Annotated in this window: 19 protein-coding genes; 6 read left to right on the top strand and 13 right to left on the bottom strand. The window is 52.4% G+C overall.

Going from position 1 to position 21,706, the window contains the following annotated elements; translation table 11 throughout:
* Nucleotides 1–134: 134 nt before the first annotated feature.
* The 10 genes from ACPUC8_RS06690 to ACPUC8_RS06735 all read right to left on the bottom strand — a co-directional run bounded on the left by ACPUC8_RS06690 (nucleotide 135) and on the right by ACPUC8_RS06735 (nucleotide 9,103).
* A complete protein-coding gene (locus tag ACPUC8_RS06690; protein ID WP_039337496.1) occupies nucleotides 135–518 on the bottom strand; it encodes a RidA family protein in 384 nt (127 codons plus the stop codon).
* A 119-nt stretch (nucleotides 519–637) separates the two neighbouring features.
* On the bottom strand, nucleotides 638–1,705 hold the full coding sequence (locus tag ACPUC8_RS06695; protein WP_494925856.1) for an ABC transporter ATP-binding protein: 1,068 nt from the start codon (nucleotides 1,703–1,705) through the stop codon (nucleotides 638–640).
* A gap of 3 nt (nucleotides 1,706–1,708) precedes the next feature.
* Nucleotides 1,709–2,533 (bottom strand): carbohydrate ABC transporter permease, encoded by an 825-nt coding sequence (locus ACPUC8_RS06700; RefSeq protein WP_058972412.1) that lies wholly within the window; start codon nucleotides 2,531–2,533, stop codon nucleotides 1,709–1,711.
* A gap of 9 nt (nucleotides 2,534–2,542) precedes the next feature.
* Nucleotides 2,543–3,466 carry a carbohydrate ABC transporter permease gene (locus ACPUC8_RS06705; protein ID WP_494925857.1) on the bottom strand — a complete coding sequence of 308 codons (924 nt, stop codon included), beginning with the start codon at nucleotides 3,464–3,466 and terminating at the stop codon, nucleotides 2,543–2,545.
* A gap of 24 nt (nucleotides 3,467–3,490) precedes the next feature.
* Entirely contained in the window at nucleotides 3,491–4,762 is a 1,272-nt protein-coding gene (locus ACPUC8_RS06710) for an ABC transporter substrate-binding protein (protein ID WP_039337423.1), read from the bottom strand.
* Nucleotides 4,763–4,783: 21 nt separating this feature from the next.
* Complete coding sequence (locus ACPUC8_RS06715) at nucleotides 4,784–5,950, bottom strand: PLP-dependent transferase (protein ID WP_494925858.1); 1,167 nt, start codon at nucleotides 5,948–5,950, stop codon at nucleotides 4,784–4,786.
* Nucleotides 5,937–6,647, bottom strand: a complete 711-nt coding sequence (locus tag ACPUC8_RS06720) for a FadR/GntR family transcriptional regulator (protein WP_494925859.1) — start codon at nucleotides 6,645–6,647, stop codon at nucleotides 5,937–5,939. Before ACPUC8_RS06720 ends, ACPUC8_RS06715 begins: the two co-directional genes overlap by 14 nt.
* A gap of 516 nt (nucleotides 6,648–7,163) precedes the next feature.
* The gene (locus ACPUC8_RS06725) at nucleotides 7,164–7,520 is read right to left on the bottom strand and encodes a cupin domain-containing protein (protein WP_058973411.1); all 357 of its coding nucleotides are present in this window, start codon (nucleotides 7,518–7,520) and stop codon (nucleotides 7,164–7,166) included.
* A 163-nt stretch (nucleotides 7,521–7,683) separates the two neighbouring features.
* Nucleotides 7,684–8,451 carry an amino acid ABC transporter ATP-binding protein gene (locus tag ACPUC8_RS06730; RefSeq protein ID WP_058973412.1) on the bottom strand — a complete coding sequence of 256 codons (768 nt, stop codon included), beginning with the start codon at nucleotides 8,449–8,451 and terminating at the stop codon, nucleotides 7,684–7,686.
* Between the two features lies 1 nt (nucleotide 8,452).
* The gene (locus ACPUC8_RS06735) at nucleotides 8,453–9,103 is read right to left on the bottom strand and encodes an amino acid ABC transporter permease (protein WP_039335894.1); all 651 of its coding nucleotides are present in this window, start codon (nucleotides 9,101–9,103) and stop codon (nucleotides 8,453–8,455) included.
* Between the two features lie 290 nt (nucleotides 9,104–9,393).
* On the opposite strand from ACPUC8_RS06735, the gene ACPUC8_RS06740 reads away from it, so the two are divergent.
* The 3 genes from ACPUC8_RS06740 to ACPUC8_RS06750 are packed head-to-tail and all read left to right on the top strand — an operon-like array spanning nucleotide 9,394 to nucleotide 12,136.
* Complete coding sequence (locus ACPUC8_RS06740; RefSeq protein WP_494925860.1) at nucleotides 9,394–10,143, top strand: ABC transporter substrate-binding protein; 750 nt, start codon at nucleotides 9,394–9,396, stop codon at nucleotides 10,141–10,143.
* Nucleotides 10,144–10,183: 40 nt separating this feature from the next.
* Nucleotides 10,184–10,789, top strand: coding sequence for a cupin domain-containing protein (locus tag ACPUC8_RS06745; protein ID WP_039335899.1), 606 nt, complete (start codon nucleotides 10,184–10,186; stop codon nucleotides 10,787–10,789).
* A gap of 18 nt (nucleotides 10,790–10,807) precedes the next feature.
* Nucleotides 10,808–12,136, top strand: coding sequence for an NAD(P)/FAD-dependent oxidoreductase (locus ACPUC8_RS06750; protein ID WP_494925861.1), 1,329 nt, complete (start codon nucleotides 10,808–10,810; stop codon nucleotides 12,134–12,136).
* Nucleotides 12,137–12,843: 707 nt separating this feature from the next.
* Here the strand turns inward: ACPUC8_RS06750 and ACPUC8_RS06755 are convergent.
* Nucleotides 12,844–14,130, bottom strand: coding sequence for a methyl-accepting chemotaxis protein (locus ACPUC8_RS06755; RefSeq protein WP_494925862.1), 1,287 nt, complete (start codon nucleotides 14,128–14,130; stop codon nucleotides 12,844–12,846).
* A 20-nt stretch (nucleotides 14,131–14,150) separates the two neighbouring features.
* Here ACPUC8_RS06755 and ACPUC8_RS06760 point away from each other — a divergent pair, with 20 nt between their 5' ends.
* On the top strand, nucleotides 14,151–14,285 hold the full coding sequence (locus tag ACPUC8_RS06760; protein ID WP_268810645.1) for a hypothetical protein: 135 nt from the start codon (nucleotides 14,151–14,153) through the stop codon (nucleotides 14,283–14,285).
* Between the two features lie 93 nt (nucleotides 14,286–14,378).
* On the opposite strand, the gene ACPUC8_RS06765 is transcribed toward ACPUC8_RS06760, so the two are convergent.
* Nucleotides 14,379–15,692 (bottom strand): MFS transporter, encoded by a 1,314-nt coding sequence (locus tag ACPUC8_RS06765; protein WP_058973419.1) that lies wholly within the window; start codon nucleotides 15,690–15,692, stop codon nucleotides 14,379–14,381.
* A 530-nt stretch (nucleotides 15,693–16,222) separates the two neighbouring features.
* Between ACPUC8_RS06765 and ACPUC8_RS06770 the strand changes: the two genes are divergently transcribed.
* On the top strand, nucleotides 16,223–18,187 hold the full coding sequence (locus ACPUC8_RS06770; protein WP_494925863.1) for an autotransporter outer membrane beta-barrel domain-containing protein: 1,965 nt from the start codon (nucleotides 16,223–16,225) through the stop codon (nucleotides 18,185–18,187).
* 337 nt (nucleotides 18,188–18,524) lie between these two features.
* Nucleotides 18,525–20,360 carry a putative phage tail protein gene (locus tag ACPUC8_RS06775; RefSeq protein WP_494925864.1) on the top strand — a complete coding sequence of 612 codons (1,836 nt, stop codon included), beginning with the start codon at nucleotides 18,525–18,527 and terminating at the stop codon, nucleotides 20,358–20,360.
* 46 nt (nucleotides 20,361–20,406) lie between these two features.
* Here ACPUC8_RS06775 and ACPUC8_RS06780 read toward each other — a convergent pair whose 3' ends face one another.
* On the bottom strand, nucleotides 20,407–21,678 hold the full coding sequence (locus ACPUC8_RS06780; RefSeq protein ID WP_494925865.1) for a TonB-dependent receptor: 1,272 nt from the start codon (nucleotides 21,676–21,678) through the stop codon (nucleotides 20,407–20,409).
* Between the last annotated feature and the right edge of the window lie 28 nt (nucleotides 21,679–21,706).

The following is a 21,706-nucleotide window of genomic DNA, read 5'->3' on the forward strand; positions in this document are numbered from 1 at the left end:
ATTATGACCGGGCAGAAAGAAGTATTATTCGAATCGACTGAGCACAAAAGTGTTACCTATGTGCCCGGTCTGATCTGTTACCCATGTGCCCGGTTGTACCTTGATGCGCACCAGGATTAAAGCCCCCATCAGTGTTACGGAACCATAATCACCACATCAATCTCTAGCAACAGTTCCGGTTCTGCCAGTGCTGAAATTTGAAACAGCGTACTGGCGGGCAATTCCAGTCCGGCAAAAAAACGTTGCCGTACTGGATGGATGTGTGGCACCAGCGCTAAATCAGTGACGTAAGTCGTGGTGCGCACAATCCAGTCACGTTGCGCGCCTAACCCCTCCAGGAGCAGATCAATATTGGCGTAAACCTGCTCAACCTGCTGCTGCATATCACCGATGCCCACCACATTGCCTTCGGCATCCCAGGCAACCTGACCGGTAGGAAACACCGGCGTGCCAGGCCGAATTTTCACGTGATTGTAATAGCTACGCGCTTTTAGACCGGCGGGGTTGATGATGCTCATAGGGTTCCTTTATCTGTCACTGTGGCGAAATGCCATAGCATCAAAACTACCATCTGCCGGGCACGACAGGTAAACGTAACCCGGCAACACCGTGTTGCGCACATCGCAACGCGCAAGAACTACAAACGCTTTTGCGACGCGGCGTCAAACAGCATGGCGCGTGAGTAATCCATTTCCACCGGGATAATATCGCCGGGTGCAGCACCGGAACGCAGGGTGGTAAACAGCATCACGTCATGGCCGTGAATCGTGCCATGAATCAACTCAGATAAGCCGGTGGGTTCGACCAGCGACACTTCAAGCGGTAAGGCGTGAGCCGCGTCCGCCGCAGCCAGCGCGATGTTTTCAGGGCGGATACCGTAAATCACTTCACGGCCATCCTGCTGAACGGCCCATGTGGGATTAGCAGGCAGACAGGTGTTGTCACTGATGCGCACCCCATCGCGGCTGACCACGCCGTTGATAAAGTTCATGGAGGGCGAACCGATAAAGCTGGCGACAAACTTATTGGTCGGCGTGTCGTAGAGTTCTAACGGTGTACCCACCTGCTGAATCACACCATGATTAAGCACCACAATGCGGTCGGCCAATGTCATTGCTTCGACCTGGTCGTGTGTGACATACACGATGGTGTTGTTCATTTGCTGGTGCAGACGTTTAATCTCCACGCGCATCTTGCCGCGCAACTGAGCATCCAGGTTGGAAAGGGGTTCATCAAACAGAAATACCTGCGGCTGACGCACAATGGCACGGCCCATAGCCACACGCTGACGCTGCCCGCCAGACAGCTCTTTTGGTCGACGATCCAGTAGATGCGTCAAATTCAGAATATCCGCTGCGCGTTTCACTTTCTCTTCTATCTCTGCGCGTGGACGCTTTTGAATCTCCAGGCTAAAGCCCATATTGCGCGCCACGGTGAGGTGCGGATAGAGCGCATAGCTTTGAAACACCATCGAGATATCACGATCCTTGGGCGCAACATCGTTCATCAGCTGTTTGCCGATGCGGATATCGCCGCCACTCGCCAGTTCTAATCCGGCGATGGTACGCAGCAGCGTCGATTTGCCACAGCCGGACGGCCCTACCAGCACCACGAACTCGCCGTCGTTGATGGTCAGGTTGATATCGCGCAGCACTTCAACATTGCCGTAGCGTTTGTCGATCTGCGCCAGTGTAATTTCTGCCATGTATTACCCCTTAACCGCGCCAGCGGTGAGACCCTGAACCAGATAACGTTGAATAAAGGCAAAGAACAGACAGGCGGGAATCAGTGCCATCACCGCTGCTGCCATCATCTCGCCCCAGGAAACGGCAAACTTAGAGACGAAGCTGAGCAGTCCCACCGGGAAGGTCATCACTTCGTTTTTGTTGATTAGCATTAGCGAGAACAGCAACTCGCTCCATGCCGCGGTAAAGACAAACCCCAGCGTAGCGGCCATGCCCGGCAGTGTGAGCGGCACTAAAACGCGATACAGCGCCTGAAAACGAGTACAGCCCTCCAGCATCGCCGACTCTTCGAGGTCTTTGGGTATAGCATCAAAAAATGACTGCATCAAAAAGGTGGCAAACGGCACGTTGAACGCGGTGTAGATCAGGATCAGGCCCAACAGACTGTTGGTCAGCCCCAGCGGGGCCATCACGCGATAGATCGGCGCAATGATCATGACCAGCGGGAACATCTGGGTGAACAGCAACAGTGCCGCCATCACCACTTTGCCGCGAAATTGAAAACGTGAGAACGCGTAGCCTGCGCCGGTGGCAATCAAGGTGGTAAGCAATGCGGTGCTAAAAGAAACGATCAGGCTGTTACTGAAAAACGTCGGGAAATCACTGTCAGTCAGCACTTTCTGGAAATGACCGAGCGTAAAGCCTTTCGGCCACAACGTGACGCCCTGGCTAAACAGCAGCTGATCCGGGGTCACCGAGATTTTGATGATCCAGTACAACGGAAACAGCGCGAACAGTAAGTACAACGCGATACTGAAGCGATGTCCGATCAGCGGTAACAATTTCATAGGCTCTCCTTATTTCAGCAGTTGATGGCGGATACGCAGCAATACCAACGCGTAACAGGTCATCAGCAGCAACAGGAATACCGCCATCGCCGAGGCATAACCAAAGTCAAGTTTGCGGTAGGCGGTGGTAAAGATGTAGCTGGAGAGAATCGAGGTCGATCCTGCGGGGCCGCCGTCGGTCATCACTACAATCAGATCGGCGAAATTCGCAATCCAGATGGTACGCAACATCACGGTGATGGCGATCATTGGCGCCAGGAACGGCAGTGTGACTCGGCAGAACTGTTGCCAACCGCTGGCACCGTCTATCGAGGCGGCTTCATACAGGTCTTTCGGGATGGATTGCAACGCCGCCAGCAGCGTGATGGCAAAGAACGGGATGCCAAACCACACGTTAGCGATGATCGGCCCCCACATGGCCAGTTGGGGATCGGAGAGAATGTTATAAGGCTCACTGAGCAATCCCAGGTCACTCAGCCATTGTGGCAGCGGACCCACCACCGGGTTGAGCAGCCATGACCACGTCAGACCCGAGAGGAAGGCGGGTACTGCCCAGGGTAAAAACACCAGCGCCTGTACCCAGCGACGAAAACGAAATTCGCGATTGAGCAGCAAGGCCAGGGCGAGGCCGAAAAGGAATTGCAGCAGTAGGGAACTGAGCGTCCAGTTAAGCGTGTGCCCAAGCGCCTTAAAGAAGCGCCGGTCATCAAACATCTCAGCAAAGTTGTCCCAGCCGACCCAACCGGAATCCATCGGATTGAGCAGGTTCATGCTCTGGAACGCATATGAGATACCGATCGCCATCGGAACAAAGATAAACAGGGCGATCAGCAGTAAGCCTGGTGAGAGATAAAACCAGGGTTCAGCCAGCCGCAGCCAGCGCGCATAGCGCGGGCGCGGAGAGCTGGCGGGCAGTGAAGTTTCAAGCATCATCATTGTTCTCCGCGCTGCGTTAAATTATTGCGTGGCGAGCCAGCTTTTCTGCTCTTTAGTGAGGTATTTCGCCCAGTCTTTCACCATGTCTTCCGTGTCGTTTTCACCTAACAAGGTTTCCTGGCTGCTCTCCTTGACGATCACGGAGTTGAAATAACCCCAGCCCTTCAGGTGAGTCGGCATGGTCAGTGGCACATAGTTGGGATCGTTTAGTTCCTTGAACCAGCCAGCAAATTGCGGTGTCTGGTAGAACGGGTCCTGTTCGGCACCTTTATAGATCGGCAAGGTGCCAACGAATTTTGCCCACGCGAGGTTGTTGGTTTTGTTACTCAGGAAGGTGATCAGCGGCCAGGCGAGATCTTGTTGTTTGCCCTGTTTAAACATCGCCCAGCCGGTGTAGCCAATGGTGGGGAAGGCTTTACCCGAAGGCCCGACCGGCATCGGCGCGACAGCAAAATCATCAGCGGCCATGCTGTTTTTGATCGCAATTAATGCGTCAGGGTCCTGATCCAGCATCGCGCATTTACCGGAATAGAAGCCGGAAACGATCTCGTTAAAGCCCCAGTTCACGCTGTCTTTCGGTGCGCCACCTTGCTTATACATGTCCACCAGCAACTGCGCGCCCTTGAGAGCGCCGGGTTGGGTCAGGGTGCTGTTGCCTGCTTTGTCGAAGAAGTCCGGTGAGCCATTCATGGCCGCCATAAACATCATCCAGGCATTTGTCCCACCGACACCGCCGCGCATACAGTAGCCGCTGATACCGTTACCCAACTGACTGATGCGCTTAGCATCGCTGGCGAACTCATCCATGGTTTTCGGCGGCTCGCTTAAACCGGCCTGCTGGAACAGTTTTTTATTCCAGAACAGGGCACGCAGATAGAAGCCGTAAGGCACCATGGTGGCTTTACCGTTGGCGGCACGCGCCATCGCCAGGGTTTTGTCGGTTAACTGCGCCGTGCCATCCCAGCTTTTAAGCCGAGGTTCGAGATCCACCAGCATATTGTTGCTGGCGTAGAGCCCTTGCCAGGTGTCGGGCATTTCCACTACATCGGGCACTTGCCCGCTTTGCAGCATGGTGCCCAGTTTTTCGAATGCCTGACCCCACGGCAGCGATATCAACTCAATCTCGGTTCCAGGATGTTCTGTTTTGTATTCATCCAGCATTTTCTGCAGCAGTTCAGTGCGCGGCGGGCTGGTGATCACCTCAACCACGGTGAGTTTTGCAGCCATACTGCTGAACGCTGAACCCAATCCAACGGCTAAAACCAGTGCTTTTAAAGCGAAACGGGTTGTCATTGCAGATTCTCCTGGAGGTGTTTACGCACGCGTGGCGGTAGCAAGGGCCTGTTGCAGGTCGGCCCACAGGTCGTCGGTCTCTTCTAATCCAATCGAGATGCGGATCAAACGTGGAGAGACGCCAAAATCGACAGCAGAGTTGAATTCACTGGCCTGGTTGATGACTGAGACGGCTGGCATCACCAGACTTTCAAATCCACCCCAGCTCACGCCCATATGGAACAGCTGGAGGGCGTTGCAAAAGACCGGGATATCGATCTGCTCAGTGACTTCGAAAGCAAACAAGCCGCTGTACCCGCGCAGCGTGGACCAGGGCTGTGGCTGAAGTCCCGGATGACACACCGCCGTGACTTGCGGATGGGCGTGTAACTGCTCGGCCAGCGCCATACCGCTTTGATGGTGGTGTTTCATGCGTATGGGCAGCGTGCGCAGACCGCGCATCAGCAGCGAGGCTTCATGGGCAGAGAGTTTTCCTCCCAGGAATGGGCTGATGTGACGGGCGATGTTGTTGATGTGCTGCTGGCTGGCGATCACCAAACCCGCTACCACATCGCTGTGGCCGCTGATGTATTTCGATGCGGAGTGCACCACGATATCGATCCCGCACAGTAACGGCTGCTGGAAGATGGGCGATGCCCAGCTGTTATCGATGATGGTGACGGCCCCGGCATCACGCGCCAGCGTCGCCAGTTTGTTGAGGTTTAATTCACTCATCACCCAACTGACCGGGCTTTCCAGATAGAGCAGGCTGGCTCCTGGTAGCGCAGCGCGTATTGCCGCTTCGTCATCACCGTCGACAAATTCTGTGGTGATACCAAACCGCTGGCAGAAGCCGCGCAGGAAGCGATAGGTGTCAGGGTAGACGTGATTGACGCATACCACTTTTGCGCCGGGTTGCAGCACGCTGAGGATGGCATTACTGATGGCCGCCATGCCGCTGCCAAAGGCCAGGCACGCTTCTCCGCCTTCTAATGCGGCCACTTTGTCCTGCAATGCTTTGACGGTGGGGTTGTCCACGCGAGAGTAGAGCGGCTGGTCACTCTCTCCACGGAAGCGGGCAATCATGCTGTCGTAGTCACTAAAAGTGAACAGCGATGACTGGTAGATCGGCGGTGTGACCGCACCTTTTTCATGACGTGTATCGTGGGTTAATAGCGTTTGTTGCGAGACAGGCTTATCGCTTTGCATTGATTACATCCTTCATGTCGCGTTCAGTGATATCGAGAATTTGGTGGCAAATGGCGCGCGCAGAGACGTCATCACGCTGGTTGATGGCATTGAATAGTTCACGGTGTAGGGGGAAGGAGTCGGCGAATAGCGCCTGCTCCGGCGGTGATTCGAAAAACGCATGCATGCTGTCATAGACGCCGTTGAGCATTTGCAGCAGGAGAGGGTTGCCTGCCGCGCGGTAGATGCTGGTATGAAAGGCCCAGTCCTGGATGCCTGCCGACCCGATGGCCAGATGCACGCGTTCCATTTCGTCCAGACGCCGTTCGATCTCTTTGAGGTCTTCAGCCGTGGCACGTTGTGCTGCCAGTACGCAGGATTCGGATTCGATGATGCGCCGGACTTCCAGCGCGTGCAGCATGTTGACGGAGTCATTTTTGAATCGCAGCGACAGGAAGCTGTCATTGATGCCGACCTCCGCCTGTAAAAAGGTGCCGCTGCCTTTTTTGCGCAGGATGATGCCTAGCGCCTCCCAACGTTTGAGCGCTTCACGCACGGTGTTACGGCTTACCCCTAGCTTTTCAGCCAGCACGCGTTCCGGTGGCAAGCGGCTGCCTGGTTGTGCGCCAGATTGCGCCATATAGCGAGTGAGCGCATCGAGGATCAGCGAGTCGCTGCGTGGCGTGATAATCGGTTGAAGCTCAATCGGTGAATGCATGCCGCCTGCCTTAATTGGTCCAACATCTCTACCAATCTCATAGCAAGCGGTGTGCCATTTATTTTTGTTGTTGAATTAAAGGGTTTTTTTGATGGGTGATAAGTAGGCGATCTGAGTTTTGCTGGTGCAGTGGAGGGGGATTTGCACTGTGGTGGGACAGGGACGGGGTCTCTGAATTTTAAGGGGCTCATTATCAATGGCGGGTAGGCAGTACAGCGGGTACGCAGTCTGGGGCCGCACAGGGGCCGGCGGTCCTCGCGCCGCTACGCGGTGCCTTCACTGCACTCGTCTGCCTTACGGACCGGTGCCGATGGAACATCCATGTTCCAGCGCCACCTTTCGCCCGCGTCCTGCGGGCTCTCCTGGCATACTCTCTCCGTTCAGCGCTGCGGAATGCCTGCCCCTGTGCGGCCCCAGCCTGCTCTTCAGCCTTGGTGCGCATTGTTAGAAACAAACAGGGTTCGCTGGTTGTTCATTAGGTTTGGTGCGTGTTGTCAAAAACACGCAGGGTTATGCTTAGCTGGCGTCAAAAATGACATACAGCTTACGCATGGTGCTCTCAATAACCCATGTTCCCTCGGTGTTGGCTTCGAAGAAGAATGAATCACCGGGTTTAAAATTGAGCGTGGCCTCACCATCTGGCGTAAATGAGCCGTTGCCGTTGAGAAAATGCATGATTTCGGCCTGTTTTACCGAGCGACGATAGGAGCCGACCGCACATTCGAAGATACCGGTATCGATATCTTCTTTGCCCGGAATCACTTTTTGAATGCCAGACAGAGGAATAGTCCCGCTGCCCGGTAAGCCTTCAACTGTGCCCCAGGGTTCCATTTCTTTAATTGCGGCGGCTTGTTCAATTTTCTGCACTTTCATTACGCTATGTTCCCTGACATTAAGTGAAGAGGATGACCTCAAAGGATGTGACTGCGTGATTCAGAATAAAGAATGGGATTGAGACAGAAATGCATTTATCGCCACGTGGATAACACTTTTGCATCGTTATCCACGTGGCTTAAGCAGAAACTTTCGTCGCAGATTACGACGCGGTTTGGCAGCAAGCGCAGGGCTGTGCGGTGGTATTGCCGAGCACGCGGCGCAGGAAATCTTGCGTGCGTGCTTCCTGTGGTCGCAACAGGACGTTTTCGGCTGCACCTTGCTCAACAATCTGTCCGCTGTGCAGGAAACAGACGCGATCGGCCACTTCACGGGCGAATTGCATTTCATGAGTGACGACAATCATTGTCATCCCTTCGCGCGCCAGATTGCGCATCACTTGCAGCACTTCGCCGACCAGCTCGGGGTCGAGGGCTGAAGTGGGCTCATCAAACAGGATGGCTTTGGGTTGCAGTGCCAGCGTCCGGGCAATCGCCACGCGCTGCTGTTGGCCGCCAGAGAGTTGGGTGGGCCAGGCGTTAATTTTTTCGGCCAGTCCGACCATTGCCAGCAAGTCTTTGGCGCGTTGCTCGGCAACGTTGCGTGACTCGCCGTTAACGTGAATCGGCCCTTCCATCACGTTCTCTAATACGCTGCGGTGCGGGAACAGATTGAACCGTTGAAACACCATGCCGATCTGACGGCGTAGATCATTGATGCTTTTGTGTTTGTTATTCACGCGCTGGCCCAGCACGTTGATCTCGCCACCTTCATAAGTCTCAAGGCCGTTAATGCAGCGCAAAATGGTGGATTTTCCGGAGCCTGAAGGCCCAATCAAACAGACCACCTCACCTTCACTGACGGTAAAACTCACGCCTTTGAGGACTTCGATATGACCAAATTTTTTGTGTACATCGCGTATCTCGATCATCTCAAGCTCCTTTAATCTGGCGCTTTTCCAGCTTTTTAGTCAGCGCCAGCAACGGCATGCACAGCACTAAGTAGAGAAGCGCGACCAGCGTATACACCGTGGTGTTATCGAATGTAGAGGCGGCAATCAGTTGGCCCTGGCGGGTCATTTCGGTGACCGCAATCGTCGAGGCCAGCGCAGAATCTTTCAGCATCATCACCAGGGTGTTGCTGAAGGGGGGCAAGGCAACATGAAACGCCTGCGGCAACACCACGCGGCGCATCGCTTTGCCGAAACCCATGCCCATTGAGCGAGCGGCTTCAAGTTGGCCACGATCCACCGATTCAATGCCGGAACGGAAAATCTCAGCAATATAGGTCGCAAAACAGAAGGCAATGCCAATCACACTGGCCTGAAAAGAGGTGAGGGTGATACCAATATCGGGAAAAACAAAATAGATATAAAACAGCACCACGATCATCGGTAGACCGCGAGTGATATTAATAATGATGGCAACGGGCCAGGAGATTATTTTCCACGGACACATTTTTGCTGCAGCAAAAAGTAAGCCCAAAGGAGTACTGATAATCAGCGACAAAAGGGTGATGTAAATCGTCATTTCAGCCCCTTTCAATAAAAAGGGCAGATAAACGTGGATACTGCTCCAGTCCATCATCTTCTCCTGCGTGGTTGCATCACCGGGCAAAATGGGCTGGTGATTTCATTATAATGAATATCGTTGTTAGCGGATTGCTGTCAATGAATACTCTCATTCGAGAGATAGCGTTTACTTATTATGTCCATATGAACAAGCTATAGATTTGAAATTCAGCGAAATCAAAGGCTTTATCAATAATCTGTGAGGTAAAGCCTTTTCATCAAATAAAACGTTGACAGCATGATGCATATTTTCATTATAGTGAAAAAGAACGCCATCCCTTTCATTGCATACAGGAGTGAGATATGTCGGCTAATCGTACCCGGTTAATGATTGTCAGCCTTGCGGCTGTATTCTGTGCTCATGCCAGTGCGGCAGCATTGACGGCGGGGTCTCCCCCTTCCAGTGCCCCAACCACGTTTCTGAATACGCAGACCGGTAAAATTGAGGGCTTTATGCCGGATGTGGCGGCAGAAGTGGCGAAGCGTGAGCATCTGGATATCAACTATACGGCGATACCGTTTTCAACCCTGATTCAATCGGTGATTGCCGGGAAAATCGACATGATTGTGGCCGGAATGACGCCAACTGAAGAGCGGGCGAAACGCATCACTTTCTCTCAACCAGTGACGGCCTTTGGCGCCGGGTTGGTGGTGCGTGATGACAATAAAAAAGCTTATCACTCCTGGCAGGATGTGAAGGGTGAAGTGGTGGGGACGATGGCAGGAACCGACTACACCCAAAGCCTGATGGCCAGTGGTATCGCTAAAGAGGTGAAGGTGTATGACAGCCCAGCCGATATGACACGGGATCTCTCGCTGGGTCGTATTGCCGCCGGAATGAATGACTATCCGATCCTCAAGGCGCAGGAGAAAGCGGGCGGGTTGAAAGGCATGCATGTGGTGGATGGATATGTGCCGGAGCATGTCTCCCCGATGGCCTTTGGTGTGAAAAAAGGCAACGATGCCTTAATGGCGCAGATTAATAGCGCGCTGACCAGCATGAAAGATGACGGCACGTTGCAGACCATTAAATCCAAATGGGGTATGCCGTAATCTGTTCTGCAAGACAAAAGTGCGTGATGGGTGACAGGGAATGAAAAAAGAACGAATCAGCGATGAAGTAGCCGGCGCGCAGGAAGCGGATATTGGAACGCGCCTGAAACGCATCCGCAAGGCGCGCAATATGACTATTACGGAACTGGCGCTGCTCGCCAATGTCTCCTCGGGTGCGATTAGCCAGATTGAACGCAATCTGACCAATCCAACTGTGCGCGTTCTTGAGCAATTACGGCTGGTACTGAAGGTGCCCCTGACGGCTTTTCTTGAAGAGAGCGAGTCGACACTGCGCGGCGCTGAGCACTATGTTCGTCGCGCCGTGGAGCGCCCGCACTTTAATGTGGGCAAGCGCGGGATATCGAAAGAGATGCTCTCTCCGTCAGGCGATCATGATTTGCAGTTTATGTTCATCAACATACCGCCGGGTGTTCGTTCCGATGAGATGCTGATGGGAAAGGGGGAGAAAGCGGGTCTGGTGATGGAAGGCGAGTTGACGCTGGAGATTGACGGGGATACCGCACTCCTCACGCCGGGTGACAGCTTTCAATTCCAAAGCCACTTGCCTCACAACATTTTTAACCATACCGCCAACGACGCCAGAGTGTTGTGGATTATGCACATCCCCTCTGAACACCATTTATAAATGGCAGGATTAAACAGCATGCATATCAAGGTTAATGCAGTAGCCGACAGTGAAACGTTTCCTACCGCCGTGGATGTCATCGTCATTGGCGGCGGCATCATTGGCACCTCCGTCAGCTATGAACTGGCAAAGCAAGGTGTGTCGGTCGCCCTGTTTGAGAAGGGCGTGATCGGCGGAGAACAGTCCGGACGAAACTGGGGCTGGGTACGTCAGCAAAACCGCGATCTGTATGAATTGCCGATGGCAATACGCAGCCTGCAGCGCTGGGATGCGTTAAGCAGTGAAATCGGTCTTGATTTGGGTTTTAGCCGCCAGGGTATTACCTATGGCACCTTGAGTGAAAGCGATCTGGCGCGCTGGGAAGCATGGGGCAAACAGGCGCAACAAATAGGTTTCGTCAGTCATTTGATGACGGCAAAAGAAGCGCGGGATCGCATTGGTGATAATGCTGCCTGGGTCGGCGGCGTGTGGTCGCCGAGCGATGGCAAAGCGGAACCTTCCATGGCCGCGCCAGCGATTGCCACTGGGGCAAAAAATTTGGGTGCTTCGGTGCATCAAAATTGCGCGGTACGGGGTTTGGATATCAGCGGCGGGCGCGTAACGGGCGTCTGGACCGAGCGCGGCTTAGTCAAAGCGAATCGGGTGATTTGCTGCGGCGGGGCCTGGAGTTCACGCTTCTGCAAACAGTACGGCATTGAGATGCCCAGCGCCAATATTCTCGGGACGGCGTTTAAAACCACTGCTGCGCCGGAGGTGATCAAAGGGTGCCTCAGCACCGGCAGTTTATGTATTCGCCGCCGCCAGGACGGCAGCTACACCGTCGCGCTGTCCGGTCGTGGACAGATCGATCTGGCACCACAAAACATCCGCTATGCCACCAAGTTCTATCCAATGTATCGCAGTAAAATCGCTAAGAAACTCAAGGTGCGCATTAACGGTTCCTTCTTTAATGGCCCAGAAGCGGCGGGTTCTTGGTCAAACCAGGGTATTTCACCGTTCGAGAGGATTCGCGTGCTGGACCCGGCGCCGGACAACGGTATTTTGCAGGAAGCGATGCAAACCCTGGTTCAGCTCTATCCCGAATTGAACGGCATCAAAATCGATCATGCCTGGGGTGGCTGGATCGATACCACGCCCGATTTAGTGCCGGTTATTGATGAGATGGCGAATGTGCCGGGGCTGTTTATTGCATCAGGATTCAGCGGTCACGGTTTCGGTATTGGACCTGGCGCCGGTCTGCTGTGTGCGCAGATGGTAAACAACCAACCGGTGTTCACCGATGCCACACCGTACAGCTTGTCACGCTTTGCCAAAGGCAACGCGATTCGCGAACCGCAGATGATGTGAGATGTAATAAAGCATCGCGGTTCGCATTTAACTCAGTTTTACCCGCAATTTATGCACTGTAGGGGCGGTCTTTAGGCCTAATGATTGTCAGGTAGGCGACTGACGATTACGCCGTCTGGAGTCGCACCGGGGCTGGCGGTCCTCGCGCCGCTACGCGGTACCTTCACTTCACTCATCTGCCTTAACGGACCGGTGCCGATGGAACATCCATGTTCCAGCGCCACCTTTCGCCCGCGTCCTGCGGGCTCTCCTGGCATACTCGCTCAGCTCAGCGCTGCGGAATGCCAGCCCCGGTGCGGCCCCAGCCAGCTCATTGGCTTCAGTGCGGGTTGTCAAAAAGGGCACGTTGTCTGAGGCCATGACGCCTCTGCTGCCCCCTCAGGGTTATCCGCAGCGCTGAGACTTTTACGTTGGGCCAGGAGCCCCACGCGGGGAGGCGTGGGGCAGTTCGCGGCCGACCATGGATGGTCATCCGCGAACGGTCCGTCCGGCACGACGTGAAAGTCGAAGGTACCGCTTTAGCGGCGCGAGGACGGCCCAGAGGGGGCAGTAGTGGCGGCAGAGCCCGCTCAGAAAAGACAGGCCACTTTATCAATAAGCAGCCTGAGTTCTTTGCTGACAAGCATTGGCCTTAAGGCCGCACAAACTCGCAGCGGGTACGCCAAAGCTCGCCCCTACGTTCAACGGTTGGCCTATACACTTTATTGCTAAACATCCAAACGATGAATCACGTTCACAAATTCATGTACGCCGCTGTTGATCTCGCGCAGGCTGCGTGACAGCACGCTGATTTTGTCCTGCTCGGTGACCACGAACTGCTTCACTTCCTCCAGCTGTTGATCCATTTGCTGAATCAATCGGGCATTGTGCTCCACGACTTGGGTAATCTTCTTTGTGGCGCTGGAAGTCGATGCCGCCAGACGACGGACTTCATCAGCCACCACGCTAAAACCACGTCCTGCTTCACCCGCGCGTGCGGCTTCAATGGCGGCATTCAGCGCCAGAATATTGGTTTGCGAAGCAATCAGGTTAATGGTCTCAACCACTTCATTAATGCTTTTCGCGGATTCATTAAGCTGAATACCAATTTCTGTCGCGGCATTGACCTGCACGGCTACCAACCCGGAGTTGCGGATGGTCTCTTCCAGCACCTCGTTAGCGTTATCAGTGATTTGGGATGTTTGTCCGGAAGTCGTGAGCGCAATATCGGCCACGCGTTTGGCTGCTTCAACACGCGCAGTAATATCGGAGGCGATTTTAATGACTTTATATACTTTGCCATCGGCATCCAGTACCGGGTTATAACTCGCCTCTAACCAAATACGTTCACCGCCCGCTGTTTTGCGTTCAAAGCGTCCGACAAAGTGCTGCCCTTTGCCGATTTTGCGCCAGAAGTCGGGGTTTTCACGGTAAAAATTGTCGAAACAAAACAGACGATGATGCTGACCAACTATCGACTTTAGATCATAACCCATATGCGTCAGGAAATTGGCATTGGCAGTCAGAATGTGCCCGTCGGGGGTAAATTCAATCACCGCCATTGAGCGGTCGAGCGCGGTGATCACCGCCTCTTTTTGCTCCAGCTCCTGATGACGTGCGGTGATGTCGGTGGCGACTTTAATCACCTTGTAGACTTTGCCCTTGTCATCGCTCACCGGGAAATAGGTAGCGCTCAAATAGAAGCGCTGCCGCTGCTTGTTGTAGCGTTCAAAAATACCGGTAACCGACTCGCCCGATGCCAGCGTTTGCCAGAAAGCGTAATAGTCCGAGGATTGGGCATAAGCGGGACTACAGAAAATACGGTGATGCTGCCCCTGAATTTCATGCAGTGTGTAGCCGGTGACGTCAAGAAATTGCTGATTGGCGCTGAGAATTTCGCCAGCAGGCGAAAACTCAATCCATGCTACATGCTGCTTTATCGCATTGATATCCTTGATGACATCGCCACTTTTATAAAATGGCAGAGAAAGGCTGGATTTCTTCACCCCAAACATGTGTGACCTCAGGCGAGATTATGTCGTTGAACATAATGCGTGCAGCCTACGCCGCGCCGCTGAATTTCCCTAAGCCGAACACTTCATCTGACGACGGTGTTTCTCTGCGCGAACGCAGGCAGGGGTTATTGAGTTATGTTTGCCTGATGTTGTGATAAGCGAACCGACACAGGGTTCGCTTTGGTAAAATCTACTTAATTATCGGCACGTATTCTAGAAGATTTAATTGAAATACATTAAAAAGGCGATCACTTGCCTGACCCAAGATAAGCCAGATTTTTCAACCGATCTTTAGGTGGACGCGAGGCAATAATGCCAAGAATTCCTCCCAAAATCAGTGCCAGTGCGACAATCAGTAAACCGGAATGATAACTATGGCTCATATCTTTGAGTTTTCCCAACACTGGGGGCAAGCCTAACCCAACAAAATTGGCCACCGTATTGATGAAAGCGATTGATGCCGCGGCGGCCACCCCTGCCAGCTTCTCTGTGGTCACTGCCCAAAAGATCGGCGTCAGGGCAAAATTGAAGCCGACAGTGAGTACCAACAGCACATAGGAGAGCCATAAATTTGAAGAATAGATGGCCGCTGTAAGCGCCAGTCCCGAGAAGATAAGTGGCAGCCCCAAATGCCAGCTGCGCTCTAGCGTTTTGTCTGAATGACGGCCGTTAAAATACATGAAGAGACAAGCCATGATAAAAGGCACGGCGGAGAGTAAACCGATAACGAAATTACTCTGATCTACTGCCATGCTTTTAATAATAAGTGGCATAAAAAGGGTGATGCCAATCGAACCAAACGCCTGCAGGAACCACACCAGGCTAAGCAACAGTACGGTTCTGTCTTTTAATGCATTAAGCCATGAATGATTTTTACCGATCTCAACGCCATCATTATCTTGTTCAAGACGCTGACGTAACCATGACTTTTGAGTTGAATTCAACCATGGCGCGTGTTCTGGCGAATCGGGGAGGCGAAACAGTACGACACATCCAAGAATGATCGCCGGAATACCTTCCAGCGCAAAGAGCCAACGCCAACCGGCAATATCTGCTAATCCATGCATATTTAGAATCGCGCCCGATATCGGCAGACCAATGATAGAGGCAGCTACCGACCCCATATAAAAAAATGACATGGCACGTGCTCGATTGCTTTTGGGAAACCAGCACGAAATATAATAGATAATGCCGGGTGCAAATCCTGCCTCCGCCATGCCGAGTAAAAATCGCATAACATACAGTTGGTTAGCGCTATTAACAAACGCCATGCCAACACCGACAATTCCCCAAGTGATCATGATTCGCGCAATCCATCGACGTGCGCCCACTTTGGTCATTATCACATTACTGGGGATCTCAAAAAGTATGTAAGAAATATAAAACATCCCAACACCCAGCCCATACATGCTGGTTGAAAGTCCTAAGTCCGCGTTCATTTGTAGGGCAGCAATAGAGATATTGGTTTTATCGAGATTGGCAACGAAATAGCAAATAACGATAAATGGAATAATCTTGCTATTCAGTTGTTTCAGCGTGGAGCTGTACAGATCACTGCTCATATTATCAACCTCAATATTGACTTCAATTTTTTTGGCAGCAGAAAACCTACCCGCAAAGCAGGGAGGAATTCAGGGATTGTTATTATTATTTTAATCGTGTCATTTAATACTGGTGTGGGACTGTGCAATATCAAGTGAAAAGAATATAACGAAGATCATTGTAGTACTAAAAATATCGATTGTACTACAATGTGGATCACAAAACGGACGTCAGGATTTTGAGTTAGGCCGTGATTAAAGACCCGCGCCGCTATCAACGAGAATATGTTACCTAAGTCAAATTAAGCGTATTTGGCTGCGATTTTTGTCTCCTGCCACTGGTTTTACCTCTTTCTTATAACTACACCTTAAACGTCCTTGTTTGCTGCATGCCATCAATTTGAGTGGGGTTCCCGACTCTGAAGGCATGCCTCTTTATTCTCATTTTGCATCGTTGATGCGACCTTGCGGGCGTGCGTTGCTGCGGAACAATGCGCACGGCCACTCTTAAGCGATCAGGGGTTAGCTTCTGATCCATCATGGAGTTGATGATGAAAAACCGTAGATACGCGTTATCGGCTGCCGCTGTGGCCGTGGCACTGATTGCCAGCCCCGCGTCACAGGCCTGGGATAGCCTAACCGTCTTTGGCGACAGCCTGAGTGATAGTGGCAACATCGGCCGCTTCACCGCCGATGGGTCACAACATCCCCTGTATGATGAAATCCTCGCGGCACATTTGGGTGAAAATCTGCAGGCGTCGAAGCTGGGCGGCAGTAACTATGCACAAGGTGGCGCGGTCGCGGTGCCTGAACTTGACCCTCAACTCAACACCCAGGATCAACTCGCCGCCTATCTGCAATCCACCGGCGGGCGAGCGGACAGTCATGGTTTGTATATTCACTGGGTCGGTGCCAATGACATTGCAGCTGCTGTAACCAATCCGCTGACCGCAACTGAAACCATCAGCAACAGTGCCGTGTCGGCAGCCGCGCAGGTGGAAACCTTGCTGAATGCGGGTGCGGGGGCGGTAATTGTGCCAAACGTCCCGCAACTGGGCTTGACGCCCTATATGGTTCAGTTGGTGTTAAGCACCTTGGGGAACGCTGCCACCGTGGCAGCTTTTCAGTCACTGGACAGTGCGGCGACCCCGGATGCAGCAGCACGTGAACAGGCGGTCAAAGATGCGTTTAACGTGGCGGCGGGCCAGGTCTCTACGATTCCAGCAGTGCGTGACGCGTTGGCGCAGCAGTTGTATAGCGCGTGGCAGGCGCTGAGTACCCAGGTAACGGGGTTATCCGACGGCTATAACCAGCAGGAAGAGGCGCAACTGGCCGCGTTGAAAGGCAATATTGTGCGCGTCGATATTGCCGGATTGTTCAATGAGGTCATTGCCAATCCCGTTCAGTACGGTTTGAGTAATACTATCGGTATCGAATGTCCGGTGGGCACTTCAGCGGATGCGTGTCAGTCATCCGATGCCGGTTTCAGCACTGCGCAAAATTATCTGTTTGCCGACCGACTGCATCCCAGCCCGGCAGTGCATGCGATGCTGGCCGACTATATCCAGTCGATTCTTGACGCCCCGGCACAGGTTGCGGCGCTGTCGCAGTCTACGTTGATGATGGCGCGTGATATGCACAATACACTGGATGGTCATCTGCAACAGCAACGTCGCAATCCCGCCAGCAGCGGACAGTTCACCGTATTCGGCGGCTACGCCGGTCAACATGTTGATTATCAAGGTGATAGCTGGCGAGACGGAGATGCAAACACCACTAATCTGACATTAGGGATTGGCTATCAGCTGACCGATAACTGGCAAACCGGCCTGCTGTTTTCCAACAGCAATCAACGGATGAATCCGTCGTCTAAATACGATTACAAGCTGCGCGGTAATCTGGTCGCGCTTTATAGTCAGTTAACGGTATTCGATCAGGGTTGGGTCAATGCCGATTTGCACTATGCCGATCTCGATTTTGACAGCATTGAGCGCAAGATCACCATTGGCCCAGCCACGCGCGAGGAGCAGGGCAACAGCAGTGGTAAACTGCTGGGGATGCGCGTGCAAACCGGTTGGGATCTGCCATTAGGCACGCATATCACCACCGGACCGGTTGCCAGCTATGCACTGGATTATGGTCGTGTGGGCGGTTACAGCGAAAAGGGCAACAGCAGTACTTCTATGCGATTCTCCGACCAAACGCTGCACTCACAGATTGGTGCGGTTGGCTGGCGTATCGATAGCCAGCAGTGGGTAGTGAATCCCTGGGCGCAGGTGACCTACAACCACCAGTTTGGTGATACCGAATCCACTGTGCGTGCCGGACTGAAATCCACCCAGACATCATTCTCGCGTGCGATAGCAGAAGGGGATAAAAACTGGCTGGATCTGGCGGTGGGGGCCAATGTGCCGTTGGGCGACACGGTTAACGCATTCGCAGGCGTTTCCACCGTTGCCAGTAACAATGATTATCACCAGGTCACCTGGAACCTCGGGGTAAACGCCACGTTCTGACAGTCAGTGCCAGCCATCAGATTGCGGGTGCGCGATTCGCTTTATCGCCGCTTATTGATGAGTGAATGAATCAATAAGCGGCTCAAGACTTCTCATGCTAATAGCCCGGCGCAAAGATGATTATCGAGCCGCCATTAGCCATAATTTCACTGCGATTTATCTGTAAAATATCAAACTGCCGCTGCGCTTTTATTGTGCAATCATTGTCTTGTCCCGCCACCATTCCCATGCTGATTTTTTCTCCTCCAGTTAACCTGGTACACATCAACACATTAACTATCAGATACTTATACTCCATGGGTGCAGTTATTTTCTCTTAACATTTAAGGGGTACACCATGGCTTCGACATCGCAAAATACCATTGCAGCGACAACCGCACCGGTTATTCAAGTCAGCGACATCGCCACATTAAAAACTACCGAGCCTTCCACCGGAGGGGAGTTGGCTACCGTGCTGGAATATACCAAAGGCACCAAAATGGGCGGTGGGGTGTTCGTTTATGACGCCAAAGATACCACTAGCGTGGATGACGGTGGCTTAGTGATTATTGGCCCCAACAATAAACGCTGGAAGCGCGTCATCCTCGACTACAACTCGGTCACGGTAGTGGATTTTGGGGCTGTCGCGGATGGTAAAACCGATTGTGTGGATGCCGTAAAACGCATGTTTACCTGGTCGCAGCGGGTGCTGCCATCAGCCGGCATACGTTTTACTGCCGGAGTGTTTAGCATGTCTACCTTTGATATCTCCGCAACCGAGGTTAACCGTTTTAAAGTCGCAGGTGCGTCGGTTAACTTTGGTTATTTCCCTACCACCACGCTGGTGTTCAATTGGAACACCACGCCGCGAGGATTGCACTTCTTCAAGGTGAAAGCGCGTTACGCAGAGATTTCGGGTTTTGTGGTTAAAGGCATGAGTTCTAACAGTGGTGGTGATGGTGGCACTGCCTTCAACCAAGTGGGCTTTTACGCCAATATCATCACCGGCGGTCAGTTTTTGCGCGTGAGCAGTATGGAGTTTCGCTATCTGGGCGGGCGTGCACTGGATCTGATTGATACGCTGGATTGTAAAATCGATCAGTTTTATTCACGAGGTTGCCAGGACAGCATTGTATACGCACGTTGGTCCGATCAGGTACAGGGTGCATGGGATCATTGCACAGCGATAGAACTCTCCAACTTTAATTTACAGGGCGGCACCAGCAAACCCGTGCTCGATTTACCGCGCTGTACACAATCGTTTATTAACAATGGCTGGATAGAGCACTCAGATTATGCAGGGGATCTCACTAATGGCCAGTGGGTGATTGAAGGACTAGCCATCGAATCGACTGCCAATCCACTCAAATTAGGTTATTGCCGAGCGTTAATCATCCAGAAAAGTATTCATAACCAAAGCGCCGGTTTTGACTATAGCACCGAAGGCATTGAGCCTTGGACGCTGATTTCTGAGGGCGACCGAGGGGTAATGGAAATATCAGATTGGGGGGCGGTTATTCAAGGTTCCCTCAATTACGATTACATCACCTCGCAACACCATATGGATAACCGAACGGATAAAGCTAAGTGGTTTTATATCGGGGATTTTAATTTTTCTGACGAAGGTACACAAATTCATGTGTGTGTTGTGGGAACTTCGCAAATTTTATCACAAAGTGAAACTCAGACTGATTACAGTTACCGCTCTCCTGAAGGCTGTGCGAACATCTATCTTCAATGTCGTAACAATGCGAACACTATCGGTAGCTGGTATGGTGAGGGTTCTTGCCCCGTTGCCAAGGTGCATATTGAAGGTGGAGCCACTCATACTAAACTGTATGTGAAACTGAATCCTTACACCGGTTTTGCCACGGCGCAAGTGGAGACCAACGGCAAGGATCGATACCAGTCAGGCCTGTGTTTTATTTTTCGTAAAGGTTTTACTGTGTGTTCTGATGCGGATGGTCAAAAATTTGATGCCGCCCCGGTCGTGGCTTTTGAACAACACTGGATCGGCAATGCTCAGGTAGGTTTTGGTTATAACGATAATAAACAGCTACTGCTGCGTGGACCAGTATTTGAAAAAGCCGTTGAGTATGAACCAGGAAAATGGCGTACGCGACGCTTTGTCAAAATATGGATAAATGGTAAGGAGCAATCAATAGAATATTTAAGCGCTACCGATCCATTTTAAAAAAAGAGCCAGCAAAGGGTATCTGCTGGCTCCGTTGTCCGCAGATTTAAAAATCGTACTGCAAACTCAAACGGTTCTGCCAGAAGTGAGAATCATACAACGGAGACGTCTGCACCCCAGCGAAATCGGTCAGGCTCAGACCTTTCAACACCCCGCTGAACGCCCAGGTAAAGTACACCAGGTATTCCGACTGATTGATGCTCGCCGACTGTGCAGAGGGCTTCAGATCCATAAACGAATACTGCGTACCCAGCGAAAGGTTTTCATTCAGCACGTAATTCAGGTTGGTCATATAGGCATTGCCGCTGCCCAAATCTTGCGTACTGGTGAAGAACGGCTGCGCGAAATAGGGACCGGATGAACTGTTGTGCGCGTAAGGCACCACCAGTGAACCGTTACCCCAACTGTTAGGGCTAGCGGCGATGTGATCATAGCCGAGCTTCCAACTCAGTGCGGACGTGAAGGTCAGCGCCAACTGTGCACCGTAGGAGGTGCTGTTTACCTCTCCGGCCAGCGCCTTGCCTAAACTGGTGCCACGAATAAATTGTACCGCCACATCCGGCTGGAACAGTGTGTCCTGCCACTGCAAATGGCTTTCGCCGTAGACGACGCGGGAATAGTCAGCGTATTCCTGATACCACAGTTGTCCAGTGAGCTTTTTATTATCCCACTGTGTGCCGCGTCCGCCGCCTATCGCCCACATGCCGTTGGTGCGTTCATCGATATCGGTATACGCCGTGGTATCCAGGAACTGGTCATCGCCCCAAGGCTTATAACGCCACACTTTGGTTGCATGTAGATAATTGGTGCTGTCGCCGTAATTGGCATCGACGCCACGGAACAGAATGGGCGTAATACGCCAGTCGTAGTCACCGACAAAAGGAATATTGATACGTTGATCGCCCGCAGTGATTTTGAAATCATCTTGCTGCCAGCTTAAATAGGCCTCACCAACATTGGTTTGATTGTCACCAATATCACTGATGGTATGCGCTTCATCGGGATGATCAATGCCGCGTAAAAAGATGGCGCTGACGCCCGCACGGAATCCATATGCCGGCGCGGTTTCATATTTCACGCTGCCACCATAGCTGGCGGTATCCTGGTTAAAACCTTTTGAGAAATAGGCGTTGTGCGTGGAGTAATACAGCGTACGTAAACTGCCGCTCACGGTGCCACAGGTAAAAATATCCGTAAAATTATCCACGCCACTGGCGTCATACTGGCAGTTGCTAATATTGCTCTGTGTCGCTGCCAGTGCCGCTGGCGCGAAGGGGAAAAACAGCGCAATCAACCCCACACTTTTTAGTGCTCTCATTGCATGATCCCTAAATAGATAGACCCGT

It is taken from the genome of Pantoea sp. CFCC18177 (assembly GCF_059412425.1).

Bases quoted from the DNA above. Each gene is read 5' to 3' on its own strand.
- ACPUC8_RS06690 (WP_039337496.1), bottom strand. From the start codon at position 518: ATGAGCATCATCAACCCCGCCGGTCTAAAAGCGCGTAGCTATTACAAT.
- ACPUC8_RS06695 (WP_494925856.1), bottom strand. From the start codon at position 1,705: ATGGCAGAAATTACACTGGCGCAGATCGACAAACGCTACGGCAATGTT.
- ACPUC8_RS06700 (WP_058972412.1), bottom strand. From the start codon at position 2,533: ATGAAATTGTTACCGCTGATCGGACATCGCTTCAGTATCGCGTTGTAC.
- ACPUC8_RS06705 (WP_494925857.1), bottom strand. From the start codon at position 3,466: ATGATGCTTGAAACTTCACTGCCCGCCAGCTCTCCGCGCCCGCGCTAT.
- ACPUC8_RS06710 (WP_039337423.1), bottom strand. From the start codon at position 4,762: ATGACAACCCGTTTCGCTTTAAAAGCACTGGTTTTAGCCGTTGGATTG.
- ACPUC8_RS06715 (WP_494925858.1), bottom strand. From the start codon at position 5,950: ATGCAAAGCGATAAGCCTGTCTCGCAACAAACGCTATTAACCCACGAT.
- ACPUC8_RS06720 (WP_494925859.1), bottom strand. From the start codon at position 6,647: ATGCATTCACCGATTGAGCTTCAACCGATTATCACGCCACGCAGCGAC.
- ACPUC8_RS06725 (WP_058973411.1), bottom strand. From the start codon at position 7,520: ATGAAAGTGCAGAAAATTGAACAAGCCGCCGCAATTAAAGAAATGGAA.
- ACPUC8_RS06730 (WP_058973412.1), bottom strand. From the start codon at position 8,451: ATGATCGAGATACGCGATGTACACAAAAAATTTGGTCATATCGAAGTC.
- ACPUC8_RS06735 (WP_039335894.1), bottom strand. From the start codon at position 9,103: ATGGACTGGAGCAGTATCCACGTTTATCTGCCCTTTTTATTGAAAGGG.
- ACPUC8_RS06740 (WP_494925860.1), top strand. From the start codon at position 9,394: ATGTCGGCTAATCGTACCCGGTTAATGATTGTCAGCCTTGCGGCTGTA.
- ACPUC8_RS06745 (WP_039335899.1), top strand. From the start codon at position 10,184: ATGAAAAAAGAACGAATCAGCGATGAAGTAGCCGGCGCGCAGGAAGCG.
- ACPUC8_RS06750 (WP_494925861.1), top strand. From the start codon at position 10,808: ATGCATATCAAGGTTAATGCAGTAGCCGACAGTGAAACGTTTCCTACC.
- ACPUC8_RS06755 (WP_494925862.1), bottom strand. From the start codon at position 14,130: ATGTTTGGGGTGAAGAAATCCAGCCTTTCTCTGCCATTTTATAAAAGT.
- ACPUC8_RS06760 (WP_268810645.1), top strand. From the start codon at position 14,151: ATGTCGTTGAACATAATGCGTGCAGCCTACGCCGCGCCGCTGAATTTC.
- ACPUC8_RS06765 (WP_058973419.1), bottom strand. From the start codon at position 15,692: ATGAGCAGTGATCTGTACAGCTCCACGCTGAAACAACTGAATAGCAAG.
- ACPUC8_RS06770 (WP_494925863.1), top strand. From the start codon at position 16,223: ATGAAAAACCGTAGATACGCGTTATCGGCTGCCGCTGTGGCCGTGGCA.
- ACPUC8_RS06775 (WP_494925864.1), top strand. From the start codon at position 18,525: ATGGCTTCGACATCGCAAAATACCATTGCAGCGACAACCGCACCGGTT.
- ACPUC8_RS06780 (WP_494925865.1), bottom strand. From the start codon at position 21,678: ATGAGAGCACTAAAAAGTGTGGGGTTGATTGCGCTGTTTTTCCCCTTC.